The organism is Salinispirillum sp. LH 10-3-1, from assembly GCF_030643825.1.
Taxonomy (GTDB): Bacteria; Pseudomonadota; Gammaproteobacteria; order Pseudomonadales; family Natronospirillaceae; genus Salinispirillum.
In genome coordinates, this window is record NZ_CP101717.1 from 3,447,576 (window position 1) to 3,469,599 (window position 22,024).

General features: G+C 53.2%; 23 protein-coding genes. 6 read left to right on the forward strand and 17 right to left on the reverse strand.

What is annotated here, in order from left to right:
- The first annotated feature begins 31 nt into the window (after window positions 1–31).
- The 4 genes from NFC81_RS15855 to NFC81_RS15870 are packed head-to-tail and all read left to right on the forward strand — an operon-like array spanning window position 32 to window position 3,871.
- A complete protein-coding gene (locus NFC81_RS15855; RefSeq protein ID WP_304995455.1) occupies window positions 32–952 on the forward strand; it encodes an ABC transporter substrate-binding protein in 921 nt (306 codons plus the stop codon).
- A 48-nt stretch (window positions 953–1,000) separates the two neighbouring features.
- Window positions 1,001–2,167 (forward strand): ABC transporter permease, encoded by a 1,167-nt coding sequence (locus NFC81_RS15860; protein WP_304995456.1) that lies wholly within the window; start codon window positions 1,001–1,003, stop codon window positions 2,165–2,167.
- On the forward strand, window positions 2,164–3,111 hold the full coding sequence (locus tag NFC81_RS15865; protein WP_304995457.1) for an ABC transporter ATP-binding protein: 948 nt from the start codon (window positions 2,164–2,166) through the stop codon (window positions 3,109–3,111). The genes NFC81_RS15860 and NFC81_RS15865 overlap by 4 nt, the downstream gene beginning before the upstream one ends.
- Before the next feature lies 1 nt (window position 3,112).
- On the forward strand, window positions 3,113–3,871 hold the full coding sequence (locus NFC81_RS15870; RefSeq protein WP_304995458.1) for an ABC transporter permease: 759 nt from the start codon (window positions 3,113–3,115) through the stop codon (window positions 3,869–3,871).
- An 8-nt stretch (window positions 3,872–3,879) separates the two neighbouring features.
- On the opposite strand, the gene NFC81_RS15875 is transcribed toward NFC81_RS15870, so the two are convergent.
- The 3 genes from NFC81_RS15875 to NFC81_RS15885 are packed head-to-tail and all read right to left on the reverse strand — an operon-like array spanning window position 3,880 to window position 7,062.
- Complete coding sequence (locus tag NFC81_RS15875) at window positions 3,880–5,403, reverse strand: cryptochrome/photolyase family protein (protein ID WP_304995459.1); 1,524 nt, start codon at window positions 5,401–5,403, stop codon at window positions 3,880–3,882.
- Window positions 5,400–5,597 carry a DUF2256 domain-containing protein gene (locus tag NFC81_RS15880; RefSeq protein WP_304995460.1) on the reverse strand — a complete coding sequence of 66 codons (198 nt, stop codon included), beginning with the start codon at window positions 5,595–5,597 and terminating at the stop codon, window positions 5,400–5,402. The genes NFC81_RS15875 and NFC81_RS15880 overlap by 4 nt, the downstream gene beginning before the upstream one ends.
- Window positions 5,554–7,062, reverse strand: coding sequence for an FAD-binding domain-containing protein (locus NFC81_RS15885; protein WP_304995461.1), 1,509 nt, complete (start codon window positions 7,060–7,062; stop codon window positions 5,554–5,556). The genes NFC81_RS15880 and NFC81_RS15885 overlap by 44 nt, the downstream gene beginning before the upstream one ends.
- A gap of 135 nt (window positions 7,063–7,197) precedes the next feature.
- Between NFC81_RS15885 and NFC81_RS15890 the strand changes: the two genes are divergently transcribed.
- A complete protein-coding gene (locus NFC81_RS15890; RefSeq protein WP_304995462.1) occupies window positions 7,198–8,484 on the forward strand; it encodes an FAD-binding domain-containing protein in 1,287 nt (428 codons plus the stop codon).
- Window positions 8,485–8,507: 23 nt separating this feature from the next.
- On the opposite strand, the gene ppiC is transcribed toward NFC81_RS15890, so the two are convergent.
- The 10 genes from ppiC to NFC81_RS15940 all read right to left on the reverse strand — a co-directional run bounded on the left by ppiC (window position 8,508) and on the right by NFC81_RS15940 (window position 17,190).
- Window positions 8,508–8,804, reverse strand: a complete 297-nt coding sequence (gene ppiC, locus NFC81_RS15895; protein ID WP_370529915.1) for a peptidylprolyl isomerase PpiC — start codon at window positions 8,802–8,804, stop codon at window positions 8,508–8,510.
- A gap of 48 nt (window positions 8,805–8,852) precedes the next feature.
- Window positions 8,853–10,094 (reverse strand): hypothetical protein, encoded by a 1,242-nt coding sequence (locus NFC81_RS15900; RefSeq protein ID WP_304995463.1) that lies wholly within the window; start codon window positions 10,092–10,094, stop codon window positions 8,853–8,855.
- Window positions 10,095–10,121: 27 nt separating this feature from the next.
- Window positions 10,122–10,499, reverse strand: a complete 378-nt coding sequence (gene pyp, locus NFC81_RS15905) for a photoactive yellow protein (protein WP_304995464.1) — start codon at window positions 10,497–10,499, stop codon at window positions 10,122–10,124.
- A 115-nt stretch (window positions 10,500–10,614) separates the two neighbouring features.
- Entirely contained in the window at window positions 10,615–11,379 is a 765-nt protein-coding gene (locus tag NFC81_RS15910) for an SCO family protein (protein ID WP_304995465.1), read from the reverse strand.
- 10 nt (window positions 11,380–11,389) lie between these two features.
- Window positions 11,390–11,704: a cytochrome C oxidase subunit IV family protein gene (locus NFC81_RS15915; RefSeq protein WP_304995466.1), complete on the reverse strand. Its 315-nt coding sequence runs from the start codon at window positions 11,702–11,704 to the stop codon at window positions 11,390–11,392.
- Window positions 11,705–11,713: 9 nt separating this feature from the next.
- Window positions 11,714–12,397 carry a cytochrome c oxidase subunit 3 gene (locus tag NFC81_RS15920; protein ID WP_304995467.1) on the reverse strand — a complete coding sequence of 228 codons (684 nt, stop codon included), beginning with the start codon at window positions 12,395–12,397 and terminating at the stop codon, window positions 11,714–11,716.
- A gap of 6 nt (window positions 12,398–12,403) precedes the next feature.
- Window positions 12,404–13,090, reverse strand: coding sequence for a cytochrome c oxidase subunit 3 (locus NFC81_RS15925; protein WP_304995468.1), 687 nt, complete (start codon window positions 13,088–13,090; stop codon window positions 12,404–12,406).
- Window positions 13,087–14,859, reverse strand: a complete 1,773-nt coding sequence (locus NFC81_RS15930; RefSeq protein ID WP_304995469.1) for a cbb3-type cytochrome c oxidase subunit I — start codon at window positions 14,857–14,859, stop codon at window positions 13,087–13,089. Before NFC81_RS15930 ends, NFC81_RS15925 begins: the two co-directional genes overlap by 4 nt.
- A 57-nt stretch (window positions 14,860–14,916) precedes the next feature.
- The gene (locus tag NFC81_RS15935) at window positions 14,917–16,293 is read right to left on the reverse strand and encodes a c-type cytochrome (protein WP_304995470.1); all 1,377 of its coding nucleotides are present in this window, start codon (window positions 16,291–16,293) and stop codon (window positions 14,917–14,919) included.
- Between the two features lie 297 nt (window positions 16,294–16,590).
- Window positions 16,591–17,190, reverse strand: coding sequence for a TlpA disulfide reductase family protein (locus NFC81_RS15940; protein ID WP_304995471.1), 600 nt, complete (start codon window positions 17,188–17,190; stop codon window positions 16,591–16,593).
- A gap of 97 nt (window positions 17,191–17,287) precedes the next feature.
- On the opposite strand from NFC81_RS15940, the gene NFC81_RS15945 reads away from it, so the two are divergent.
- On the forward strand, window positions 17,288–17,929 hold the full coding sequence (locus tag NFC81_RS15945) for a hypothetical protein (RefSeq protein ID WP_304995472.1): 642 nt from the start codon (window positions 17,288–17,290) through the stop codon (window positions 17,927–17,929).
- A 7-nt stretch (window positions 17,930–17,936) separates the two neighbouring features.
- On the opposite strand, the gene mnmE is transcribed toward NFC81_RS15945, so the two are convergent.
- From mnmE to rpmH, 4 genes are read right to left on the reverse strand one after another with little or no spacing between them, the layout of a single operon-like run.
- Window positions 17,937–19,295, reverse strand: a complete 1,359-nt coding sequence (mnmE, locus tag NFC81_RS15950) for a tRNA uridine-5-carboxymethylaminomethyl(34) synthesis GTPase MnmE (protein ID WP_304995473.1) — start codon at window positions 19,293–19,295, stop codon at window positions 17,937–17,939.
- Window positions 19,296–19,298: 3 nt separating this feature from the next.
- Window positions 19,299–20,990, reverse strand: coding sequence for a membrane protein insertase YidC (gene yidC / locus NFC81_RS15955; protein ID WP_304995474.1), 1,692 nt, complete (start codon window positions 20,988–20,990; stop codon window positions 19,299–19,301).
- Window positions 20,991–21,048: 58 nt separating this feature from the next.
- Window positions 21,049–21,438 carry a ribonuclease P protein component gene (gene rnpA, locus NFC81_RS15960; RefSeq protein ID WP_304995475.1) on the reverse strand — a complete coding sequence of 130 codons (390 nt, stop codon included), beginning with the start codon at window positions 21,436–21,438 and terminating at the stop codon, window positions 21,049–21,051.
- 18 nt (window positions 21,439–21,456) lie between these two features.
- On the reverse strand, window positions 21,457–21,591 hold the full coding sequence (gene rpmH / locus NFC81_RS15965; protein WP_293381301.1) for a 50S ribosomal protein L34: 135 nt from the start codon (window positions 21,589–21,591) through the stop codon (window positions 21,457–21,459).
- Window positions 21,592–22,024: the final 433 nt, after the last annotated feature.

Consider the following 22,024-nt stretch of genomic DNA (forward strand, 5'->3'; position numbering starts at 1 on the left):
CTCTGAACGTACAAAATAAGAGGGACCCAACATGTCCATCCAGACGCTTTTCTCGACGCGCTCCTTAGCCACTTTACTCACCGCTTCGGTATTGTCCGCCAGTGCTTTGGCCAGCAGTCCTGTCGTGGTGTCCTCCAAGATCGATACTGAAGGCTCGGTGTTGGGTCATATCATCATTCAATCGCTCGAAGCGGCTGGCATTCCCACCACCAATCGCTTGCAGTTGGGCGGTACGCCCATCATGCGCGCCGCCATCACCTCCGGCGAAATTGATCTTTACCCAGAGTACACCGGTAATGGTGCTTTTTTCTTTGACGAAGCCGACAGTGATGTCTGGAAGGACGCTACCGCTGCCTGGGGTCGGGTACAGGAACTGGACTTTCAAGCCAACGAACTGATTTGGCTGCGTCCGGCAGACGCCAACAATACTTGGGCGATGAGCGTACGCGGCGATGTGGCACGGGCTAATGAGTTGCGCACCTTGGATGACTTAGCAGCATACTTGGCCAACGGTGGTACCTTTAAATTCGCTGCCAGTGCCGAGTTTGTCGATTCAGCCAGCGCCTTACCGGCCTTTCAAGAAGCCTATGGGTTTACCTTAAGTGCTGACCAATTGTTGGTACTGTCGGGCGGAAACACGGCCGCTACTATGCGTGCCGCCGCACAACAGACCAGCGGTGTAAATGGCGCCATGACCTACGGCACCGACGGTGGTTTGGCCGCGTTGGACTTACTGGTGCTGGAAGATACTCGTGGCGTGCAGCCGGTTTACCAGCCCGCACCACTGATTCGTGCCGACGTACTCGCCGCCTATCCACAGATTGCGGAAGTGCTGGAGCCGGTATTTGCCGGGCTTAGCCTGGAAATACTGCAACGTCTCAACGGCGATGTCGCTGTGAACGGAGCCGATCCGCAGCAGGTCGCCCGCGATTACCTCAACAGTCTGCGTTAAACCTAGGATTTGGCGGGCAGGGCATAGTGTCCTGTCACGCCTGCCATTATGAACCCAACACACCATCGCCCATCACGCGTGATCCCGGTTTTATCCGGAGCAGCCGTACTGTGTCTGTTGACTATGGACTACGCGGTTTTCCAAGCGAATCGTATCGTCGCCGGAGACGGCCAGTCGCTCTGGCTTGCCTTGGGCTACCCGTGGGCGGGTGCTTTAGTCATTAGCCTGCTGGGTTTGATGGTATTAAGCCGCTTACCGAGCCTGTCATTGCGATGGTCTTATGCCATTGTGATGGTGCTGCTGATGCAAATGCCTTTGAGCCTCAGTTGGTTCGGCCATTTTATTATTCCCACAGACCAACCCTTTGCGCGCAGCGCGCCAGCCGCCGGGTTTTGGCTGCTGCTGTTTTTCGCCTTGCTGTTAGCGCTTGAACTGCAACACCGCTTGCAGGCCGGGCGTCTGAGCACCTGGAGTATGGGGTTGCTGGTGATGTCGGCGTGGTGGCTGTGTGTACAGCTCGGTTGGCTAGACAGTCTGGCGCTGGTGCGTGAATACCGCAGTCAGTCTGGGCCCTTTGCTCAAGCGTTGCACACCCACTTATTGCTGGTTATAGGCGCCGTCGGAGCCAGTGCGCTGTTGAGTGCACTGTTGACGGCTGTGGTGCTGAATTACACCAGAACACAGAACGCCATCTTCGCCGTACTTAATTTCTTTCAAACCATCCCCAGTCTGGCGTTATTTGGCTTGTTGATTGCTCCCTTGAGTGCCTTATCGGCGCAGTTTCCTTGGCTGCAGGCGCTGGGTATACGCGGTATTGGCTGGGCGCCTGCGATGATCGCCTTGATCGCTTACAGCCTATTACCCATGGTACGCAACACCACCGTCGCCTTGCAGGAAGTCAGCGCCAGTGTACTGGAATCGGCACGCGGCATGGGGATGAGTCGGGCACAGATATTCCTGCAGGTGCGTCTGCCTTTAGCGTTGCCGGTGATTATTGAGGGATTACGCATCACAACCATTCAGGCCATCGGCTTAACCGCGGTCGCCGCCTTAATCGGAGCTGGCGGCTTTGGCACCTTTATTTTTCAGGGCCTAGGTCAGGCTGCCATGGATTTGGTGCTGCTTGGTGCGCTGCCCACCATCGCCTTAGCCATGCTGGCCGATGTCTTACTGACGACCCTGGCACGCTTCACCAGCAAAGGACAACCCACATGATTGAACTGCAAGAGGTTAGCAAGCGCTTTGACGGCGCCGTTGCCGTCGATGCCATCGACTTGACCATCAATACAGGTGAGCTTTGTGTGTTGGTTGGCACCTCTGGCTGTGGGAAGTCCACGACCTTGCGAATGATCAATCGTTTGATTCCACACAGCTCTGGCGAGATTCGCATCGACGGCACCGCGGTGACCGACCTCGATGCCGTTCAACTGCGTCGCCGTATCGGCTACGCCATTCAAAGCACGGGGCTGTTTCCGCACTGGACCGTAGCGCAAAACATTGGCCTGGTGCCCAGCCTATTGGGTTGGCCAAAGACAAGAATCCAAGCCCGGGTCGACGAGCTCCTTGTATTGCTCGGCCTGGATCGGCAAGAGTTTGCACCCAAATACCCGCACCAGCTGTCAGGAGGGCAGGCACAGCGTGTGGGTGTTGCACGCGCACTCGCCGGTGACCCTGATATTCTGTTAATGGACGAGCCCTTTGGCGCGCTTGACCCCATCACGCGGGAAAACCTGCAAGACGAGCTACTGCGTATTCAGCAGCAGGTACGTAAAACCATAGTCTTTGTTACCCACGACATTGATGAAGCACTCAAGCTGGCCGACCGGCTTGTAATCATGGATCAGGGTCGTATCGTGCAGCAAGGCAAGCCGTGGTATGTGTTGGAACAACCAGCGAACAGCTTTGTCGAAAACTTGCTGGGTAAAGCCGACCGAGGCCTGAAGCAGGCCAGCCTCACCGCCGTCTCTGCGCTGATGGACGCGGTGGACGAACAGAGCCAAGACAGCAACGTACCGCGTATCGAAGCCACCGCGACCCTAAAGCAAGCGATGTCGGCTATGCTATGGCACCGCACGGACAGACTGTGTGTAGTCGACAAGCAACATCAGCCAGTCGGTCAGTTGCGGCTCGACCGCATGCTCCGGCCCAAGGAGTTATAGCGTGCAACGGTGCTTACGTTTGCTAAAAACGCTTTGGCTTCCGAGCAGCCTGATACTGCTATTGGCCTGGGTGGTTTGGTCGCTGCCAAGTTGGGAACCGTGGTTTCGCCAGTGGCAGCCCGATGTGCGCAACGTGGTCTACACCCGTGACCCTTTTAGTTATTTATTGTGGCAACATCTGCGCCTTGTCGCCATGGCCACCTTGGGTTCATTGGTGTTGGGACTCGGCGGGGCTATCTTGGTGACGCGCCAGTGGGGACGCGACTTCCTACCCTTAGTCAATCAGGTGGCGTCCATGGGGCAGACTGTACCACCGGTAGCGGTATTGGCGTTGGCCGTGCCAGTGCTGGGCTTTGGTAATAACGCGACCATAGTGGCGTTATTGCTCTACGGTCTTCTGCCCATAGTACGCAACAGCATTGCTGGCTTAAACGGCGTCAGCCCTGCGGTGTTGGAAGCGGCGCGCGGTATGGGCCTGTCAGCGACGCAGATATTGTGGCGCGTAGAGTTGCCTCTGGCCTCGCGGGTCATTCTGGCCGGGGTACGCACTACCGTCACCTTTGGTATCGCTACCGCCGCTATTGGCTCGACGGTCGGTGCTCGTACACTGGGCGACCCCATCATTGCTGGCTTGGTCAACGGTAACAATGCCTATGTGTTGCAAGGCGCCATCTTGATCGGCCTGTTGGCGATCACTTTGGATGCCTGGTTTGATGCAGTAGCCCATTGGTTGCCCGGTGAAACAAAGCAGGCGCATTAGGGGTTGAATTAGAGCGCGTCCAGGTCGTTGAGGTATTGACTAGCCGTCGCCAAGATCGCACTGCGCTGGCTCTCCGCTTGACGATCCCAGTTGGCGTACACCAATTTCATGCGGATGTTTTCACTGAAGCGTGCACGGTGGCGCTCAATAAAGCTCCAATACAACGAGTTGAACGGACAGCTGCCCACACCAGAGCGGGCTTTAACGTCGTAATAACAACCCGTGCAGTAATCACTCATTTTCTTGATGTATTGACCGGATGCCGCATACGGCTTGCTGGCGATCACACCGCCATCGGCGTACTGACTCATGCCACGCGTATTGGGCATTTCTACCCATTCGATGGCGTCGATGTAGATGCCCAAATACCACGCATCGACCATGTCGGGGTGAACCCCCGCCAACAAAGCAAAATTACCGGTAATCATTAAGCGTTGAATATGATGCGCGTAAGCGAAATCAAGCGACTGCTGAATGCTGTGCGCCATGCAGGCCATCTTGGTGTCGCCATCCCAGTAGTAGCGTGGCAACGCACGCTGTGCATTCAATGTATTGTGCTGTGCGTAATCCGGCATGTGCTGCCAGTACAGAGCGCGCACGTATTCACGCCAGCCCAGTATTTGTCGAATAAAACCTTCGACCTGGGCCAAGCTGATGCGTTCAGGCTCAGCACGCCATGCGGCTTCAACGGCGCGAATCACCTCTAACGGATGCAGCATTTTGGTGTTCAGACTGAACGATAAGCGGCTGTGCATTAAACTCCAGCCAGCATCGGTCATAGCATCTTGATAGGCACCGAACTCAGGCAAGGCATGCTGGATAAACCAGTCCAACAACGCACGCGATTCACGTCGAGTGATGGGCCACAAAAGCGCTTCAGCGTTCACAGACCCCACGGTTTTTACCCCATGCCGTTGCAGCAGATCCTTTATCGCACGCACATCGTGCGCAAAGGTCAGTGGTTCTGGGGGGACTTTTCCTTTCGGCCAGCGTTGGCGGTTCTCGGCATCGAAATTCCACCGTTCACCCTCTGGCTTCCCGTCCGGCGTCAGCAAAACACGGTATTCCTTGCGCAAGGCACGATAGAAGAATTCCATGCGGTGGTTCGGATAACGGTTCCATGCATCACGCGGCGTTAAGAAATGCTCACTGTCATCCATGGCGACTGGCAGCGCTAAGGTAGTGCCATAGGCCCGCAACTGCGCCGTCAAACGGTACTCATCCGGGGCTTGGTACCGGAAGGCGTGTGCCTGTTCTTCCTGCAGCACCACCGCCAACCACTCGGTCATGTTCGAGACGGCTGCAGTGTCATCAAGGCTGTCGTAGCGCACTCTATGACCGGCTTTTTGTAATGCCGCAGCGAACTGCCGCATACTGGCAAAAAAAGCCAACACCTTCTGGATATGATGTTGTGCGTAATCGGTTTCCTGGCGGAGTTCGGCCATCACATACAGCACATTGGGGTCTATTACACGAAACCACGAATGCGCGGCGTTGAGCTGATCACCCAATATTAAGCGTACTTCTGTCATGCTGGGGGCATCTCCGTTGGTTTTTGCGCTTTAGTACGACGGCATCGCTCACTGCAGTAACGCACATTGATCCAGTCTTTAGCCCATTTTTTTCGCCACGTGAACGGCCGCAGGCACACAGGGCATTCTTTAGTGGGTAGATCAGCTTTCTTACGCACTGGTGACCGCCTGATTTTTGAGCAAAGCCGGTACATGGGCCTGCACAGCCGGATCTTTGCGCCACGCCCACAGTCGTTCCCGTGCCGCCCGCCCCGTTTCTTCGTGGTCAAACAAGCGCTGTTGGTAGGTCGTTGGTGGGGCAGTATCAAGCCATTGTGCTTCGAGCGGCGAAAGTTGCCAGGGCGCATGCTGTAAGTGCAGGGGAAGTGATGCGAGCTCGGGTAGATAACGCCTAATAAACGCGCCCTCCGAATCTTTTCGCAGAGATTGTTGCAACGGATTATAGATCCGCAGAGTATTAAATCCGGTTAAACCAGCTTGCATTTGCACCTGTGAATAGTGAATTCCCGGCTCAAAGTCCAAAAAGTGCCGAGCAAGATGCTGGGCCACTGAACGCCAATCTAAACTCAGGTGATGGCAAGCCACACTGACCAACAAGGCACGCATGCGAAAGTTCACAAAGCCCGTTTGAAGCAGGGCATGCATGGAGGCGTCAACTAAAGGGTATCCCGTTTCTCCTTGTGCCCAGCGGGCAAACCGCTCTTGCTGAGAATCCGGAGATAGCGAAGCCCAATGCGCAGCCCAGTACTCGCCCATCACAGGATTAATAGCGCTGTGTTCCATATGTGAACCAGCTTCAAATTTTTGGATGAAGTGGCAATGCCAGCGTAAACGGGAATACAACGCCGACAATGAGGTTTTCGCCACACCTGATACCAAGGCCTGCTGTACTTGTTGACAAGCATCGCGAATGGACAAGCAACCATACGCCAGATACACCGACCAACGTGAGCTATGATCAGCGGCTGCTGCAGGTTTGCTGATACTACGCCGGTACAGTGATGCAGAGTGCTGCAAAAAATCGACCCAACGTTTTTGCGCTGCCTGTTCGCCACCGGGCTGATAAGCTTCATTGGTCCCTAGCCACGACTTCGGTAACCGGGAGCAGACCAACCTCTTCCAATCGTCTGTTTCCGGTATTGCCACTGGTTTCAGGCTTGCCAAGTTGGCCTGCGCTAAGGGTTCTGCCAGAAAGTGATTAGCGAAGGTGGTCCAGCCTTGACGCCCTCTTTGCCCACGCTGTACAGCAAGCTGCTGTAACTCGATCCACCTTACCTGTTGCTCGGCACACCAGTGTGCCACCTGTCGGTCACGTGCATAGGTGTTGGCCAAACCCACTTCTTCATGACTGAACAAGGTGTGCAGACCCCATGTACGATGAATAAGCGGCAAAACGTCGTCGATCGGCGCCCAAAACACCACCAAACGATGACCCAGCGCTCGTAGCTGAGCGGAAAGGTCTGCGAGCGCTTGTACTAAGAAACGATGGTGCGGGAGAGAATAATGTGGATCGTTAAGATACAAAGGCTCAATACAGTAAAATAGTAATGTAGGACGATCGGCGGCGCAGGCTGCGGCTAGTGCGGGGTGATCTCGCAGGCGCAAATCACGTTTAAACCACACGGCATTGATACCATCCACAGGGGCTACATTAGGCATTGATAGTCTCATGCGATGTTAACGCACCAAGTGCATTTTTAGATCAACCCGTGGTCGCTCCAACGTTACGACCAGACATCCATTCACACCGTTCCTTCGTAATAGCAGCATTATTGTCTAGGTCATTGTTGTCCCATGCACTTGCCCATCACCTTACTCTGGCTCGACCGCTGTTTAGGCATCGAGGACAACGAAGCTTTGTATGCCGCAATACGTCATGCCCAGCAGCACCAGCAACCCCTGCTGGCCTTCGTCAGCACACACCGTAAAGCGTGGCTTAGTCAGCACTTACCCTCAACCAAAGATCCGCATAGCGCGGCTCTGGCACGGCAGAGCGCTGCCTTTGATGCACAGCTACAACTTGCACAACACAGCATCCAGCTGCGCGTCACCGACTTATCAGCCAGTACCGTCATTACAGCGTTGTGCCAGGAGAGTTCCGTCAGTGCACTCTTTACCGACGCCCACGCCGATGCGGAAAAAGCCCGGTTGTTGCGCGCTTTTGCGCGCAGTGGACTGGCAGTACAGCGCATCGGCAGCAACACACTGCTGAATGCCGACGAACGCCAGGCCTTGCCCGATCAACTTATAGGGCGCTTTACCAAGTTCTATCACCAAGTCAAAGGCATTCCCGTCGCTCGCCCTGCCGAGCGCTTCGTGCTTGAAGAGATCGTAGATCCGCCGCCAAGCGCTACATGGCCAAACAGGCTACGAACACTACACGGAGACTCGCCAAGGCGAACAAACAGCACGCATGTTCTGCCCATCACACAAGGAGAACTCGACGCATGGTGGCAGGAATACTTGTGGGCATCGCGTGCTCTCGCAAAATATAAACATACACGTAACCAGCCTATGGGGCGCACCGCCTTCAGTCGCTTGAGTGCCGCATTGGCATTAGGCACGCTGTCACCGCAGACAGTGTGTACGCACATCGAAGCCTTTGAGCACCAGTTAGAGCAGAATGAATCCACGCAATGGCTGCGCTACGAGCTGTTCTGGCGGGAGTATTTTCATTGGGCGGGCGAACGTTTAGGCAGCGCGCTTTTTCAAGCACCCGCGCCCGCGTTGTCGACGGCGCAAGCGCGCGCTTTAAACGCGTGGTGCAATGGACAAACGGGGGAGGGGATTGTCGATGCAGGAATGCATGAACTGCTGGCTACTGGCTTTATGAGCAACCGTGTGCGGCAATTGGCCGCAAGCTGTCTGGTACACAACCTAAACGTACCCTGGCAATACGGTGCCGCGTGGTTTGAACAGCACCTTATCGACTACGATGTGAACAGTAACTATGGCAACTGGGGATACATTGCCGGACAGCATCCACTCAGCGCGGCACCGCATGCCTTTGATCTAAGCTGGCAAACACAGCAGCACGACCCCGATGGCGAATATCGTCGGGCTTGGGGTGCGCTTAACTAGCGGTGTGCGCCCAGCAGTTTGCCTCAGCGGCGATACAGCACCTTGATCAGGTGATAGCCGAATTTCGTTTTAATCGGCCCTTGAATACCGGTACCGGTACCAGAAAACACCGCCTTATCAAACGCCGGTACCATAGCACCACGCCGAAATTCTCCGAGGTCACCCCCTTTTTTGCCCGACGGGCAGATGGAATGAGCGCGTGCTAACTTGCCGAAGTCGGCCCCCTTGTTCAGCTCGCTTAACAGGGTTAAGGCTTTTTGCTCGTCGCGCACTAAGATGTGTAGGGCCGAGGCCAGCGTGGCGCCTTTTTTACCGAGCAACGCTTTTTGACTAGCCGCAGCGATTTGCTCTTTGATGGACGGTTTCACCTAAGGGTGTTCCTCGTTAATGATTGACCAGTCGCTGGCTTTACCCAACGCATTACGTGGCAATTCTACACCAAAGGTAAAGGCTTGCGGACACTCTGCCGCGGAGAGATGACGTTGACACCACGCCTGCAATTGTTGACGCAAATCGTCAGGCCGTATGGTTGCGTCTGCGGGAACGACAAAGGCTTTTAGGCGGTCGCCCTCGGCGGGTAACATCAAACGCACCGCAACGGACTGAACGTAAGGTAACTGCCGCAATTTTTCGGCCACACTGTCCGGAAATACATTGATACCGGCCACTTGCACCGCGTGATCCCGGCGGCCTTGCGGCACGAACATGCGCGCAGTCTGCCAAGCGATATGGTCACTGAGAGGGTATTGCGTCTGCGTGCGTGCATCTAACAAGGTGTCCGGGCGTTCATCGAGCCGCTGCCAGCGCGGCAGCAACTCAAAGGGTTCATCGGGATGACGGCGGAAGCCCAAGCCGCTGGTTTCGCTGGAACCGTAAATTTCTATATGCTGAGACAATCCTTGTTGCATCAGTGCCAACACCACAGCTTTGTCACTGGGGCCGGTGGAAGTAACACCGATGACGCCCGGCGCAAAGGGTTGCTGGCTGCGGCTGACTTGCTTCCAGACAAAAGGAAAGCCAATGACCACATCTCCCGCCTCTACACGCCGCCCCTGAACCAAGGCAAAGGCTTGCATGCCGCGAATCACCGGCACGTCCAATAGACTGGGCAACAGGGCAGAAAATAAAAAGCCATAGATATGATGGCAGGGGCTGAGTGCGATGATGCGGCGAACCGCACCGTGCTCGGTGAATACCGTGCGAAAGAATTCAATTTCAGACACCAGATCATGCCAGTCTTGAGCGCATGTTGTGGGTTCACCGGTACTGCCCGACGTTGTGAACGAAAGGTTTCTGGTACCCCGCACTCTGGCCTCGGTGATCAATTCCGTCCATTCACCCAAGGTGTTGTAACGCAGCAGATAGTCTTCCAACCCACTCTCACGAATTTGAAAGAAATCCGCCACGCGCGTCGCTAAGGCAAACCGTTCTAACGAATCGGCCTGCAACGACAGATGAGGGAAGTCGGCGGGTGCTGAACGGACGACCGTATGCTGATCCCAGTCGTCGGGTACGATGTCCTGCCCGCGCCTGAGGCTTTTAAGCTCGTCTGCCAGCAATGCTTTGAGCACGGCCAGCAGATCGGTTTGCCTCAGCTCTAAACCGTTCATGCGTTCCTTTGATACCACTGCTGGTACCTACAGACGCTTAACGAAAACCCAGTAGGAGTCGCCGCTCAAGGCTTTCTTCATATGAACCTTCACCTTGGTCGGTTTCATTTCATAGTCGAAAGTGTATTCAAACATGACGTTTAAATCGCCTTTCTTCACACCTTCATCAAAACGCCCTTTGAATTCTGGACGGTTGGTGCAGGGTGCAACTTCTTTGAAAAAGCTTTTACCCATGACTTCACTGGGCTTACGGCCGGTGATGTCACCCTCAGCAGCGTTGTATTGCAGGATTTTACCTTGCGCATCAAGCTGGATTGCGCCGAAGGCGACCTCATCCAGCTGCCCTTTTGACATCTTGGCTAAAGTGTTTTCAATGTTGTCAGAACCGAACGATAGTATTTCCATGTTGCTTACTGCCTCTATTGAGTATTGACTGTCTAATATTAAGAAAGACTTATGTGGTGAGTACGACACTGATGTTCGTAATGGATCTGTTTACACAATTACTTATATTCTCGCCCTACGGATATTCGAAATGTCGCCTTACCGCGAGATAATCCTCCTTAAGCTGCGCCAAAGAGAAATAGTGCAAACCGTGATAAGGGTGAAAACTGGGTTCAAACACCGCCTGCAATTGCCCATCTGGGTTTAACAACACAAGTTTTACCCCGTGGTTAACAGTGTAGTCGGTATTTGTCGTTACTGCAGTGCGACTCACACTCGTACTTTGGTCGAACGACCTGACATTATGTGCGCCCAGATGACTGGCAACACGCTGATAGGTTATACCCAACCCCCGCTCAAAGGGTACAAAACGCTCTCCGGGTGCTCCAGTGTGTGTTAGGCCAATCAGGTCCGGATGGAAGTGTGTGACGTACCGCGCCAGCTGGGCCGGAGTATCCCGCTCAGCATCGACGGAATAGAACAATAACCCCACATCGGCGTAAGCACTGTCTTCTTCTGCCAAGAGGCGCGTCAGTGCTGCCACACTGGCCAACGTGCTGGCGCAAAATTGTGGACAATGGGTAAAGCCATAAGACACCAGATGCCAGCGCCCCTTGAGTTCGGCTTGGGTAAATGGCCGGTTCTGATGATCGGTTACCTGAAAGTCCGGCACCTTAGGGCTAGGGTATAGAACAATACCTTGCACCGTGGGCGCGCGCTGGGGTTGCCCCAGTAAATAAAGCCCCCCGGCAAGGATCGCCAACAGCAGCGCAACGCCGCACACGCCCAACAGTATGCGCTGCCTTCGAGTGATGCGTTGTTGTGCACTCACCTCGGCCATGCGATCGCCTTCAAGAGAAGAACGTCAGGCGCGTGATTTGAATGTAGTTGGCTTCAATGGCCATCATCACCACAAAGACGAGAATGGCCAGCGTCGGCAACCCCAGTAGTAATTTCAAAGCAAGGCGCTCCCACTTAACGTGCATAAAGACGGCGATGATCACGCCTGCCTTTAAGACCATAAAGAAGATCACCAGGGCCCAGCGCAGCCCCCCTTGAACCTCATAGTAGTCCACCAGGTAAGAAAAAAAGCTCAGGACAAACAACAATCCCCACACCTTGAGGAATAGGGATATAGGTGGTTGATGGTGGCTAGCTTCGCTCATGGTCGCCCCCTACAGCAGGTAGAAGAATGCAAAGATGAATACCCACACCAAGTCGACGAAGTGCCAGTACAAACCGGTGATCTCGACAATGGCGTAGCCTTTTTGCTCATAGTGTCCGCGGTGCACTCGCCTTGCGACGATGGCAATGTAGATTACGCCCCCCAAGACGTGCAGGCCGTGAAAGCCGGTGATCATAAAGAACACCGCACCAAACTGTTCGGCGCCTAACGGGTTGGCCCAGGGGCGAATACCTTTGTGTACGATCAACTCTGTCCACTCGAAGGCCTGCATACCAACAAAGCTCAAGCCCAGTAACGCGGTCGCTGCCATCAAAAGTACCGTTTTACGACGATCACCAAGGTAGGCGTAGTTCACAGCCATTGCCATGGTGCCGCTACTGGTGATCAAGATGAAGGTCATCAAAGCGATCAGCAACAGCGGAAACTCATGCCCAAATACCGTCATAGCGAAGATCTCGCCGGTTTCCGGCCAAGCGTCCGCCGTGGACATGCGAACCGCCATGTAGCCCACCAGGAAGATACCGAAGATGAAGGTATCGCCGAGGAGGAATATCCACATCATCACCTTGCCCCAAGGCATGGCAAAGGTTTCTTTATCCCCCGACCAGTCGGCCACCACCCCTTGCCATGTATCGGTACCGGTTACCTGAGATTCTTTAGGAGTCGCTGTCATCTGAAATCACCCTAGGCCGCAAAACACGGCAATGGCTCGATAGGTTTCTGGCGAGCGCGTTAACAGGAAGAACACCAACGCCCACAACACCAACAAGTAGTGCCAATAAGTGGTACTGAGCGAAAGACTGGTCTGCATACGTGCGGTTTCGGCACCTCGCCACAACAACCAGATAGCGCGCACCAAGACAAATAAACCCCCGAGTAGATGCAGCGCGTGTACAGCGGTGAGTAAGTAGAAATAGCTGTTAGCAGGATTACCATGCAGTGCGTAGCCCATACCACTGACGGTGCGCCACAAGGAGAATTGAGCCAACACAAAGGCCGCCGCCAAAAAGGCCGCCAGCAACATAGCCCACAACGCCTGCGTAGCGGCGTCATGGCGCAGCCGGATAAGCGCGACGTGCATTGCCAAGCTACTGAGGGCTAACCAGAGCGTGTTCAGCCACAAGGCGGTGGTGTTGGCAAAAGGTGACCAAGGCTCGCCAGCCAAGGGTTGAAAGCCGGGGAACTGAGAATGCGTTATAAAGGTCGCAAACATCAGCAAGAAAACCACACTGACAATGACCAAGAAGATGTGCAACATCAACCGCTGGCCGGCATACTGGGTGCCCGGTCCAATCGCCAATGCCATGGCCGACTCTTCGGCACTCGGGTCCCAAGGTTTTTCCATGATTTTACGAAACGGGTTCATGATTTCGACTCCACTGCAGAATCCGTGTCGGGTGCTAAACGTTCAACCTCTTCATCCGGCATGTTCTGCGGCAAAAAGTCCTGTACGGCACCCGGCACGCTGTAGTCGTAGGCCCAACGATGCACCACCGGTAAACGCGCCCCCCAATTGCCATGAGCGGGTGGTACGTCGGGGGTTTGCCATTCCAGCGAGGTTGCCCCCCAAGGGTTGTGGCCTGCTTTCGGGCCATGCCTCAGACTCCAGATTAAATTAACGATGAACACGACCTGCACCACCATCAGCACCAAGGCAAATACCGTAATGGCGGCGTTCAAGGTATGCGCCGATTGCGGCAGGAACAGCGTATCGCCCATGGCGAAATAGCGCCGTGGCACACCAAGGAAACCTAAGTAGTGCATGGGTAGGAATACCGCGTAAGCACCCAAAAAGGTCAGCCAGAAATGCAACTTGGCCATGCCTTCATGTAACAGACGACCAGTCACTAGCGGATACCAATGATAGATCGCAGCAAAGAGCACCATCACCGTGGATACACCCATTACCATGTGGAAATGCGCCACCACAAAGAAGGTGTCAGCGAGCGGCACATCGACAATCACATTACCCAAGAACAAGCCACTGAGCCCGCCATGAATAAAGGTAAAGACAAAGCCGATGGCGAAGAGCATGGGCGAATTCAAGCGGATGTTGCCCTGCCATAGCGTCAGCGTCCAGTTGTAGACTTTCAGCGCTGTCGGCACGGCGATGATCAAGGTGGTGGTGGCAAAAAAGAAGCCGAAGGCGAGATTCATCCCACTGACGTACATATGGTGCGCCCAAACCAAAAAGCTCAGTCCGCCAATGATCACAATGGCCCATACCATCATGCGGTAGCCGAAGATGTTCTTCCGGGCGTGGGTTGCAAGCACATCCGACACCATACCAAAGGCTGGTAAGGCGACGATGTACACTTCTGGATGACCAAAAAACCAGAACAAGTGCTGAAACAGCAACGGGCTCCCGCCGCTGTAATCCAGAGAGTCACCCAAGGACACCAGTTTCGGCATAAAGAAGCTTGTACCGGCCAACAAATCCAACGCCATCATAACCGCGCTGACCAATAACGCCGGAAACGCGAGCAGTCCCATCATGGACGCAGTAAAGATGCCCCAAAGCGTTAGAGGCATGCGCATCAGGGTCATACCGTGGGTGCGCGCTTGCAAAATGGTGGTAACGTAGTTCAAGCCACCCATGGTGAAGGCGACAATAAAGATCGCCAGTGACGCCAGCATCAAAATAATGCCCCATTCATGTCCCGGCGTTCCGGGCAAAATCGTTTGTGGTGGATAGAGCGTCCAGCCTGCGCCGGTCGGACCGCCGGGCACGAAGAAACTCGCCAGCAGAACCAAAACCGACACAAAGTAAAACCATACGCTGAGCATATTCAAATAGGGGAACACCATGTCGCGGGTGCCCACCATCAGAGGGATCAAGTAGTTCCCGAAACCGCCCAACAGCAGCGCGGTCAGCAAATAGACCACCATGATCATGCCGTGTAAGGTCATGAATTGCAGATAGGAATTCGGGTTAATAAAACTGAAGGTATCAGGGAAACCCAATTGTAAGCGCATAAAAGCGGACAACACCAAGGCCACCACACCGACAAAGATGGCGATGATCGAATACTGTACTGCAATGACTTTGTGGTCCTGACTCCACACGTATTTCGCCACAAAGCTGGTCGGATGATGGTCTTCGTGGGGCTGATCGGCAAAGGGTATATGTGTCATCAATCGCTTCCTCTGAAAGACGTAGGCGCGTGGTAACCCACGCGGCACAGATATCGGTTAGTCCGCGCGGTTGGCTGGCTCCAAACTGTTGATGTAAGCCATCAAGTCGTAAAAGGCCTCTCGGTTTTGCACACGCTGCGCAAACAAGCGCATTTGGGACCCATAGTCGTCTCCGGCATGGCTGCCGCGTACTCCGGTATGAAAGTTCGCCAGCTGGCGCGCAAGATACCAATCATGCTGTCCGGCCAAGCGCGGTGCACGGGTATAGTGATTACCTTCACCCTGTGACCCGTGGCAGTCTTTGCAACTGTCGTAATAGGTAGCGCCGCGTGCCACATTACCCTCTATGGTCGGTGGTGCAGGGATTTCAGGTAAGGTGCTGATGTACGCCACCACGTCGCGAATGGCATCGTCGTCAGGTAACAACACCATCATGGCGGCCATTTGCTGCCCAGCGGTGTCTGCCTCGTGCATCCCGCGTACACCGTCACGGTAATAACGTAGCTGGCGCTGCAAGTAGCCGCGTTCCAGCCCACTGAGCCGTGGTGCTTGTAAGCTCGCAACGCCTTCTCCATTTTGGCCATGGCATCCGGCACAGGTAGCGTACAGAGCCTGTCCGTCACTGATGCTTCCCCAATAGGCTTCAGTTTGCGTTTCTGCGAAGGTAGGGTGACTGTTAAGCCATTGTGTGAAGTCTTCAACTTCCTGTACTACTACTCGGCCGCGCATCGCATGGTGCGCCATACCGCACAACTGCATACACACCACTTCAAAATTGCCAATACGCGTGGGTTCCATCCACATGGTGGTGACCATACCCGGCACCATGTCCATCTTGGCGCGGAATTCCGGTACTGCGAAGTTGTGCAGCACATCCTGCGAACGCATTTTCATTTTTATCGGTTGATGCAGAGGCAAGTGCAACGTATTGCTCACAATCAATATGTCGTCTCGGCCCGCCGGGTCTTGCGGCGAAATACCGAAGGGATTTTCTTCACTGACCAAACGCGGATCGGTAACACCCAGTACGCCGTCTTCACCAGGAAAGCGGTACATCCAATGCCATTGCCGGCCCACCACTTCCACCGTCATCGCATCTTCAGGTGGTGAAACAAATTTACCCCAAACCACTAAGCCTGGTGCTAACAGGGCAGCAATACCCAACGCCGTTAAACCGGTCAGCCAGGCTTCCAGTTTTTTGCTTTCGGGCTCGTAATGGGCTTTGCGCTCTTTCTGATAACGGAACCGATAAATGGCGTACGCCATAAACAGGTTCACAATAACGAAGACGACACCGGTGATGATGAAGGTAATATTGATGGTGGTGTCGATAGCGCCCCAATTAGAGGCTATGGGTGTAAACCACCAAGGGCTTAAGAAATGGAACAACACCGTCGCAACAACCAGAACGACTATGGCAATGACAATGTTCATATAATCCAGACTCCAGCGGGTTAACCCATTCTGTTACTGGAAACGACAGCAACCAAGCAAGCGCCATTTAGTGCGTAGCAAATTTCTGCATAGCGGTCGACTGGCCTGTTCCCCCTGCACACAAATAGTTGTTGTTTATACTTGAGCAACATACGAAAATATTCTGTCAAGATATGAGACAAGGTTAGTACAGTTTAGTGACAGCGCCCGACGTTTTTTAATCTTGTTTTTTTATATCGCAACGCTAAAAAAAGTAATTTGGTTATAATTTAAACAGGTTTATGACGACTGGACGGTCTAGGGTGCGAGTGGATCGAAATCAGTGGATTCTGTTAGCAGAGGATGCAGTACTGGGTGAATAACCTCAGCGGTCAATAGACCGAGGTGAAAATCAACCTGTGCACCCGTCCGATCAAACACCAAGGTATGGGGTAAGCCTAACGCCGCGCTGCCCAACTGATCCAATACCTGTGGGTCATCAACGGCAGCTATCAGTGATAGGTAGTTAATGTCGTATTCTTGCGCAAATTTTTCCACAGCTGCTGGATCGTCCAAAGCGATGCCGACCACCATAAAGCCCTGTGCGCCATAACCTTCCTGCAGTTCAACAAGTAAGGGGACCTCTTGTCGACAGGGTTCACACCAGGTCGCCCACACATTTACCAGCACCACATTATCCTGCCAGTCAGTGCTGTTATGCATTTGGCCATAATGATCAGGTAACTGAAAGCGCGGCAGCTCCTCCGACAGTTGAGCAGAGATCCAGTCCAGCACAGCAGTCTGTTCTTGATTCGCGGGCGGTGATCGATCAAGTCTAATCATACTTAACCAGACACCGGTTATCCCGATGACTAGCAAGGCAATACCGAGTGCTAATCCCGCTCGCAGTTGTGGCATGTGGTGAGGCCCTTACTGGCAAAATATTAGTACCCAGAGTATAAACAAAAGTATTGGTATGCCTATCTGCTGCAGCAGACGTCATAGAGCGCACACTATGAAACAGCCTGGGATCCAAACGCACCAGTTACGTACCCGTAAAACATTGATATTTTTGGCGGCGTTGTTTGTTGCCCCCATTGCTATAGTGGTGATTGCCTTGCAACTGGGTTGGTTAGACGGCGGTGTACCCACCAGTCATCGTGGTCAGCGACTGACCCCACCGGTAGCGCTGATTGAGTTAGGTATATCTTTGGATCATGCAATTGGCTCACTGCACATGCTCACGGCGCGTGATGTCGCCACGGCATGGTGGTTGGTCTACATCCTCCCCAGCCAATGCGATACGGCTTGTCGGTTGACCCAGAATATTATGGTTGAGGTAACACAGAACAATGGCTCAGTGACTGAGCACCAGCCCGCGGTTAAACGATTGATACTGCTGCCTGATACGCACACCAATGCAGCATCCATTGTGGCGTCTCAAACTGACGCCACACACTATGCACCAGCACGCCGCACGGCGATCAACTTTGCATTAAGCAATGCGATCAAAGAGCAGAACCTCAGTGATGCAGGCCACTTGTATTTAATGAATCCGAGTGGACAGATACTGTTGTTCTATGCGGCAGCGATGAATGAAGAAGAAGCCATAAAAAGGGCCGACGATGTGCGAAGCGATCTCGCTCGGTTACGCTGACGAACTGCTATTTACCAATACAAAAGCTGGAGAAGATACGGCCCAGTAAGTCATCAGAACTGAATTCACCGGTAATTTCGTTCAACGCGTATTGCGCCACCCGCAGATCTTCCGCGACCAACTCTCCGGCAGCGGCACCATGTAACTGTGCATGAGCGGCGTCCAGTGCATGCGCGGCCCGATCGAGCGCATCCAAATGTCGGCGTCGAGCTATAAAGCCACCTTCTAAAGTATGTTCATAGCCCATGGTTTGTTTCAAATAGGTCCGCAGCGTATCGATACCCTGGTGTTCACGCGCGCTCAGCGTAATGACGTCCTGTTCACCCTTGATCAGACCTGGAGTTTCACCACTGAGATCACATTTGTTGCGCACCAATAAGACGGGCACCTGCGACCGAATACGCTGCAGTAGATCAGCCTGCTCAGCCAAGGCTTCGGCATTACTTTCGGCCCGACTATCGATCATCAACAGCACTAAATCGGCTTGGTCGATTTGTTTCCAAGCGCGTTCAATGCCTATTTTTTCTACGGTATCCTCGGTGTCGCGCAAACCGGCGGTGTCAATCACGTGCAGGGGCAATCCGTCGATTTGAATTGATTCACGCAGAATATCACGCGTGGTCCCGGCGATATCCGTAACGATGGCCGAATCACTGCCGGACAGGGCGTTCAATAAACTGGATTTACCTGCATTGGGTCGGCCCGCAATCACCACCGTCATACCTTCCTGCAACAGGGTACCGCGCTGCGCGCTGGCCTGCGTTTCGCGCAATGCCGCCCGTAACGCTTCTAATTGCGTCGCCACATGACCATCGGACAAAAAGTCGATTTCTTCTTCTGGAAAATCAATGGCCGCTTCAACGTAAATGCGTAAGTGAATACAGGCTTCTACTAATTGGCTGACTTCGCGCGAGAATTCGCCTTGCAGCGAACGCACCGCGCTACGCGCCGCCTGGACTGAAGATGCTTCAATCAAATCCGCAATGGCTTCCGCTTGCGCCAAATCCAGTTTGTCGTTGATAAAGGCACGTTCGCTGAATTCACCGGGGCGTGCTAAACGGGCTCCCGCTAATACGACAGCCTGAAGCAGCAGATCAAGAATTACGGGGCCACCATGACCTTGCAATTCGAGGACATCTTCACCAGTGAACGAATGCGGATTGGGGAAAAAAAGGGCCAAACCTTCATCCAACACCTCACCAGAAGCATCATAGAAGGGACCGTAGTGCGCATAGCGGGGCGTCAATGGGCGCTGCACAATTGTCTGAGCAATAGCCTTGGCCTTAGGGCCGGAGATACGAACAATGCCAACACCGCCGCGTCCGGGCGGTGTGGCAATGGCACAGATGGTATCTGTCGCCGTCATGGATCAGCTCGCAGGTGTTTTAGCGGCCGCTTTCTGTGCATCTTCGCGCTCAACTTTCCAGTTGATGTATTGTTGCTGAGCAATGGACAGGGTGTTGTTGACAACCCAGTATAAGACCAAGCCGGACGGGAACAGTAGGAACATTGCCGTGAAGATGATGGGCATAAACTTCATGACCTTCTGTTGCGTCGGGTCTGTTGGCTGCGTACCCAATTGCATTTGCAGGAACATCGAAGCGCCGAACAACAGCGGCAGAATGAAATAAGGATCACGGGTTGATAAATCATTCAGCCAAAAGATAAAGGGTGAATGACGCAATTCAACACTTTCCATAAAGACCCAGTACAAGGCGATGAAGACCGGCATCTGAACCAACATCGGCAAACAACCACCGAGTGGGTTAATCTTCTCTTTCTTGTACAGTTTCATGGTTTCTTGCGCGATCTTCTGACGATCGTCGCCGTACATGTCTTTCAGCTTAGCCAGTTTGGGCGCAAATTTACGCATGCGTGCCATTGAACGGTAACTTGCCGCACTGAGCGGAGAAAATAACACCTTAACCGACAACGTCAGCAGGATAATGGTTAGACCCCAGTTACCGGCAAAGCTCTGAATAAAGGTCATCAATTTGAACAGGGGCTGTGCAGCCCACCAAAGCCAACCGTAATCAACGGTTAAGCCAAGGTAATCAGCCAATTCATTCAAATCGTTTTGGTACTTCGGACCTACATAGAGTTTGGTACTCCATTCTTGGCTAGCACCAGGATTGACCGTTTGTGAGGATGAAGAAAAACCAGCGACATAGAAACCGTTGACGTTACGTGCTTGGTACCGATGCGTTTCATTTTGCGGTGGAACCCATGCACTGACGAAATAATGTTGTAAGAAAGCAATCCAGCCACCGTATTTCTGCTCTGCAAAATCGCCGTTGTCCATGTCTTTAAACGACACTTTTTTGTAACGGTCATCGTCAGTAGTGGTGGCTACACCCAGATAAGACGCCATGGCAAAGCCCTGACGCTGAGCAGAATCTGGACTGCGGTCACGACGCAGCGTACCGTATAAGGAATAACGCTGAGCTTCTTCTGAAGCGTTGTTCAGGCTGAATTCAACATCGATGTCGTACCGACCACGATGAAACACCAGAGTTTTGATGAGCGTCGAGCCGTCGTCTAATTCCAGTGTCATGGGCACACGCAGTTCGTTACTGCCTTCGGTCATCACAAAGCGATCGTTAGCGACCGTAAACTGACCACCTCGTGTTACAAAGCGACCTTGCGAATCGATCAAGCCACTTTGCGCAATGAACGTACGACCAGCGTTGGATTCAAGAATTCGCAACGGCTCATCACTATCGACGGTGACCGTGTGATTGCGAAGCGCTAACTCCGTAATATCCCCACCTTGCAGCTGCACGCGGGCGATGACTTTGTCTGTTTCGATGATGATTTCAGACGCAGGATCATTGACCGGGGTAAAAGCAGGGGTATCAGCACTTCGTGTCGGCGTCTCTGAATCAAAGAACATAACGCCGAGGTCATCTTCTCCTGGTGTCTGACCGCTCACTTGCCCAGCCGCAGAAGAGACCGTGCTGGTTGAAGTGCGATTTGCGTTGTCAAATTCAGACCATTGAAGAACCAACATGTAGCTGACAGCAGCCAAGCCTATTATGGGGAGCAAGCGTCGCCAATCCATGAGTTTTCCTATAAAAATCGAGTGAAAAATATGGTCGGTATGCTACCGAGTGAACGGCCTATTGGGAAGCAGAAGTGTGTGCAGACTGACCGATAAATCGTTTGTTCAACTTACGAAACAGATACTGGACTGCGTCATGCAGAGTTTCAGCGGGCAGCTTGTCCGCGCCTTTCCTGGCCATTACGATGATATCAAGGCTAGGGTAATCAGCAGGTAAGTGCCTAAAGTGCTCACGCACAACACGTTTAATGCGGTTACGAGCGACGGCTCGACGAACATTTTTGCGGGAAATAATAAACCCTACACGAGGGCCGTCCGGATTGGACGCAGATCGAGCTAGCAGAAATAGTTCTGCTGTACCTGCTTTTACAACGGCTTGGTCAAACACCTGACGATAATCCCCGGGGGTCAACAATCGACGCGACCGGGGAAAACCGTAGGATGCCATAGCCTCAGTCACTGTCGCTTACGCGCTCAGTACCTTACGGCCTTTTGCACGACGAGCTGCCAGTACTTTGCGGCCATTCTTAGTCGCCATACGTGCACGGAAACCGTGGGTACGTTTGCGTTTCAGAACACTGGGTTGAAATGTTCTTTTCATGATGTTGTCTCACTATTTGTGATTGCATTGCCGACGCCGATACTGATGTCTCAGTTACCAACGCCGGATTGACCAAAATTTGGATGCGCGATTCTAGCTGAACTGTGGCCGTTACGCAAGATGTCTGGCGATGACAGTTTTAATTAGCCATTGATCGTTGTTAACGAAATGAAAGAGAGTTTAATACGTTATATAGGAGTGTTGTTATTGTTGTTACTATTATGCACGTAAATGTCTGTGGAAAACGTACCTAAGTTATTGAAAATAAACAATAAAAATACATTGATAAACGGTGAACAAGCAGCTCAGAAGCTGGGTGATTCCAGTGGAATAGCTGGGGATAACATGGCAGAATATCCACAGGCTAAACATGCACCAAAATATAGCCGTGTTACTCATAGTTTATGCACCGGGTTATGCCGGGTTTATACAC

Excerpts from the sequence above, each read along its gene's own strand:
- NFC81_RS15855 (WP_304995455.1), top strand. The coding sequence starts at position 32 with ATGTCCATCCAGACGCTTTTCTCGACGCGCTCCTTAGCCACTTTACTC.
- NFC81_RS15860 (WP_304995456.1), top strand. The coding sequence starts at position 1,001 with ATGAACCCAACACACCATCGCCCATCACGCGTGATCCCGGTTTTATCC.
- NFC81_RS15865 (WP_304995457.1), top strand. The coding sequence starts at position 2,164 with ATGATTGAACTGCAAGAGGTTAGCAAGCGCTTTGACGGCGCCGTTGCC.
- NFC81_RS15875 (WP_304995459.1), bottom strand. The coding sequence starts at position 5,403 with ATGACAGAAGTACGCTTAATATTGGGTGATCAGCTCAACGCCGCGCAT.
- NFC81_RS15880 (WP_304995460.1), bottom strand. The coding sequence starts at position 5,597 with ATGTACCGGCTTTGCTCAAAAATCAGGCGGTCACCAGTGCGTAAGAAA.
- NFC81_RS15885 (WP_304995461.1), bottom strand. The coding sequence starts at position 7,062 with ATGCCTAATGTAGCCCCTGTGGATGGTATCAATGCCGTGTGGTTTAAA.
- NFC81_RS15890 (WP_304995462.1), top strand. The coding sequence starts at position 7,198 with ATGCACTTGCCCATCACCTTACTCTGGCTCGACCGCTGTTTAGGCATC.
- NFC81_RS15900 (WP_304995463.1), bottom strand. The coding sequence starts at position 10,094 with ATGAACGGTTTAGAGCTGAGGCAAACCGATCTGCTGGCCGTGCTCAAA.
- pyp (WP_304995464.1), bottom strand. The coding sequence starts at position 10,499 with ATGGAAATACTATCGTTCGGTTCTGACAACATTGAAAACACTTTAGCC.
- NFC81_RS15910 (WP_304995465.1), bottom strand. The coding sequence starts at position 11,379 with ATGGCCGAGGTGAGTGCACAACAACGCATCACTCGAAGGCAGCGCATA.
- NFC81_RS15915 (WP_304995466.1), bottom strand. The coding sequence starts at position 11,704 with ATGAGCGAAGCTAGCCACCATCAACCACCTATATCCCTATTCCTCAAG.
- NFC81_RS15920 (WP_304995467.1), bottom strand. The coding sequence starts at position 12,397 with ATGACAGCGACTCCTAAAGAATCTCAGGTAACCGGTACCGATACATGG.
- NFC81_RS15925 (WP_304995468.1), bottom strand. The coding sequence starts at position 13,090 with ATGAACCCGTTTCGTAAAATCATGGAAAAACCTTGGGACCCGAGTGCC.
- NFC81_RS15930 (WP_304995469.1), bottom strand. The coding sequence starts at position 14,859 with ATGACACATATACCCTTTGCCGATCAGCCCCACGAAGACCATCATCCG.
- NFC81_RS15935 (WP_304995470.1), bottom strand. The coding sequence starts at position 16,293 with ATGAACATTGTCATTGCCATAGTCGTTCTGGTTGTTGCGACGGTGTTG.
- NFC81_RS15940 (WP_304995471.1), bottom strand. The coding sequence starts at position 17,190 with ATGCCACAACTGCGAGCGGGATTAGCACTCGGTATTGCCTTGCTAGTC.
- NFC81_RS15945 (WP_304995472.1), top strand. The coding sequence starts at position 17,288 with ATGAAACAGCCTGGGATCCAAACGCACCAGTTACGTACCCGTAAAACA.
- mnmE (WP_304995473.1), bottom strand. The coding sequence starts at position 19,295 with ATGACGGCGACAGATACCATCTGTGCCATTGCCACACCGCCCGGACGC.
- yidC (WP_304995474.1), bottom strand. The coding sequence starts at position 20,990 with ATGGATTGGCGACGCTTGCTCCCCATAATAGGCTTGGCTGCTGTCAGC.
- rnpA (WP_304995475.1), bottom strand. The coding sequence starts at position 21,438 with ATGGCATCCTACGGTTTTCCCCGGTCGCGTCGATTGTTGACCCCCGGG.
- rpmH (WP_293381301.1), bottom strand. The coding sequence starts at position 21,591 with ATGAAAAGAACATTTCAACCCAGTGTTCTGAAACGCAAACGTACCCAC.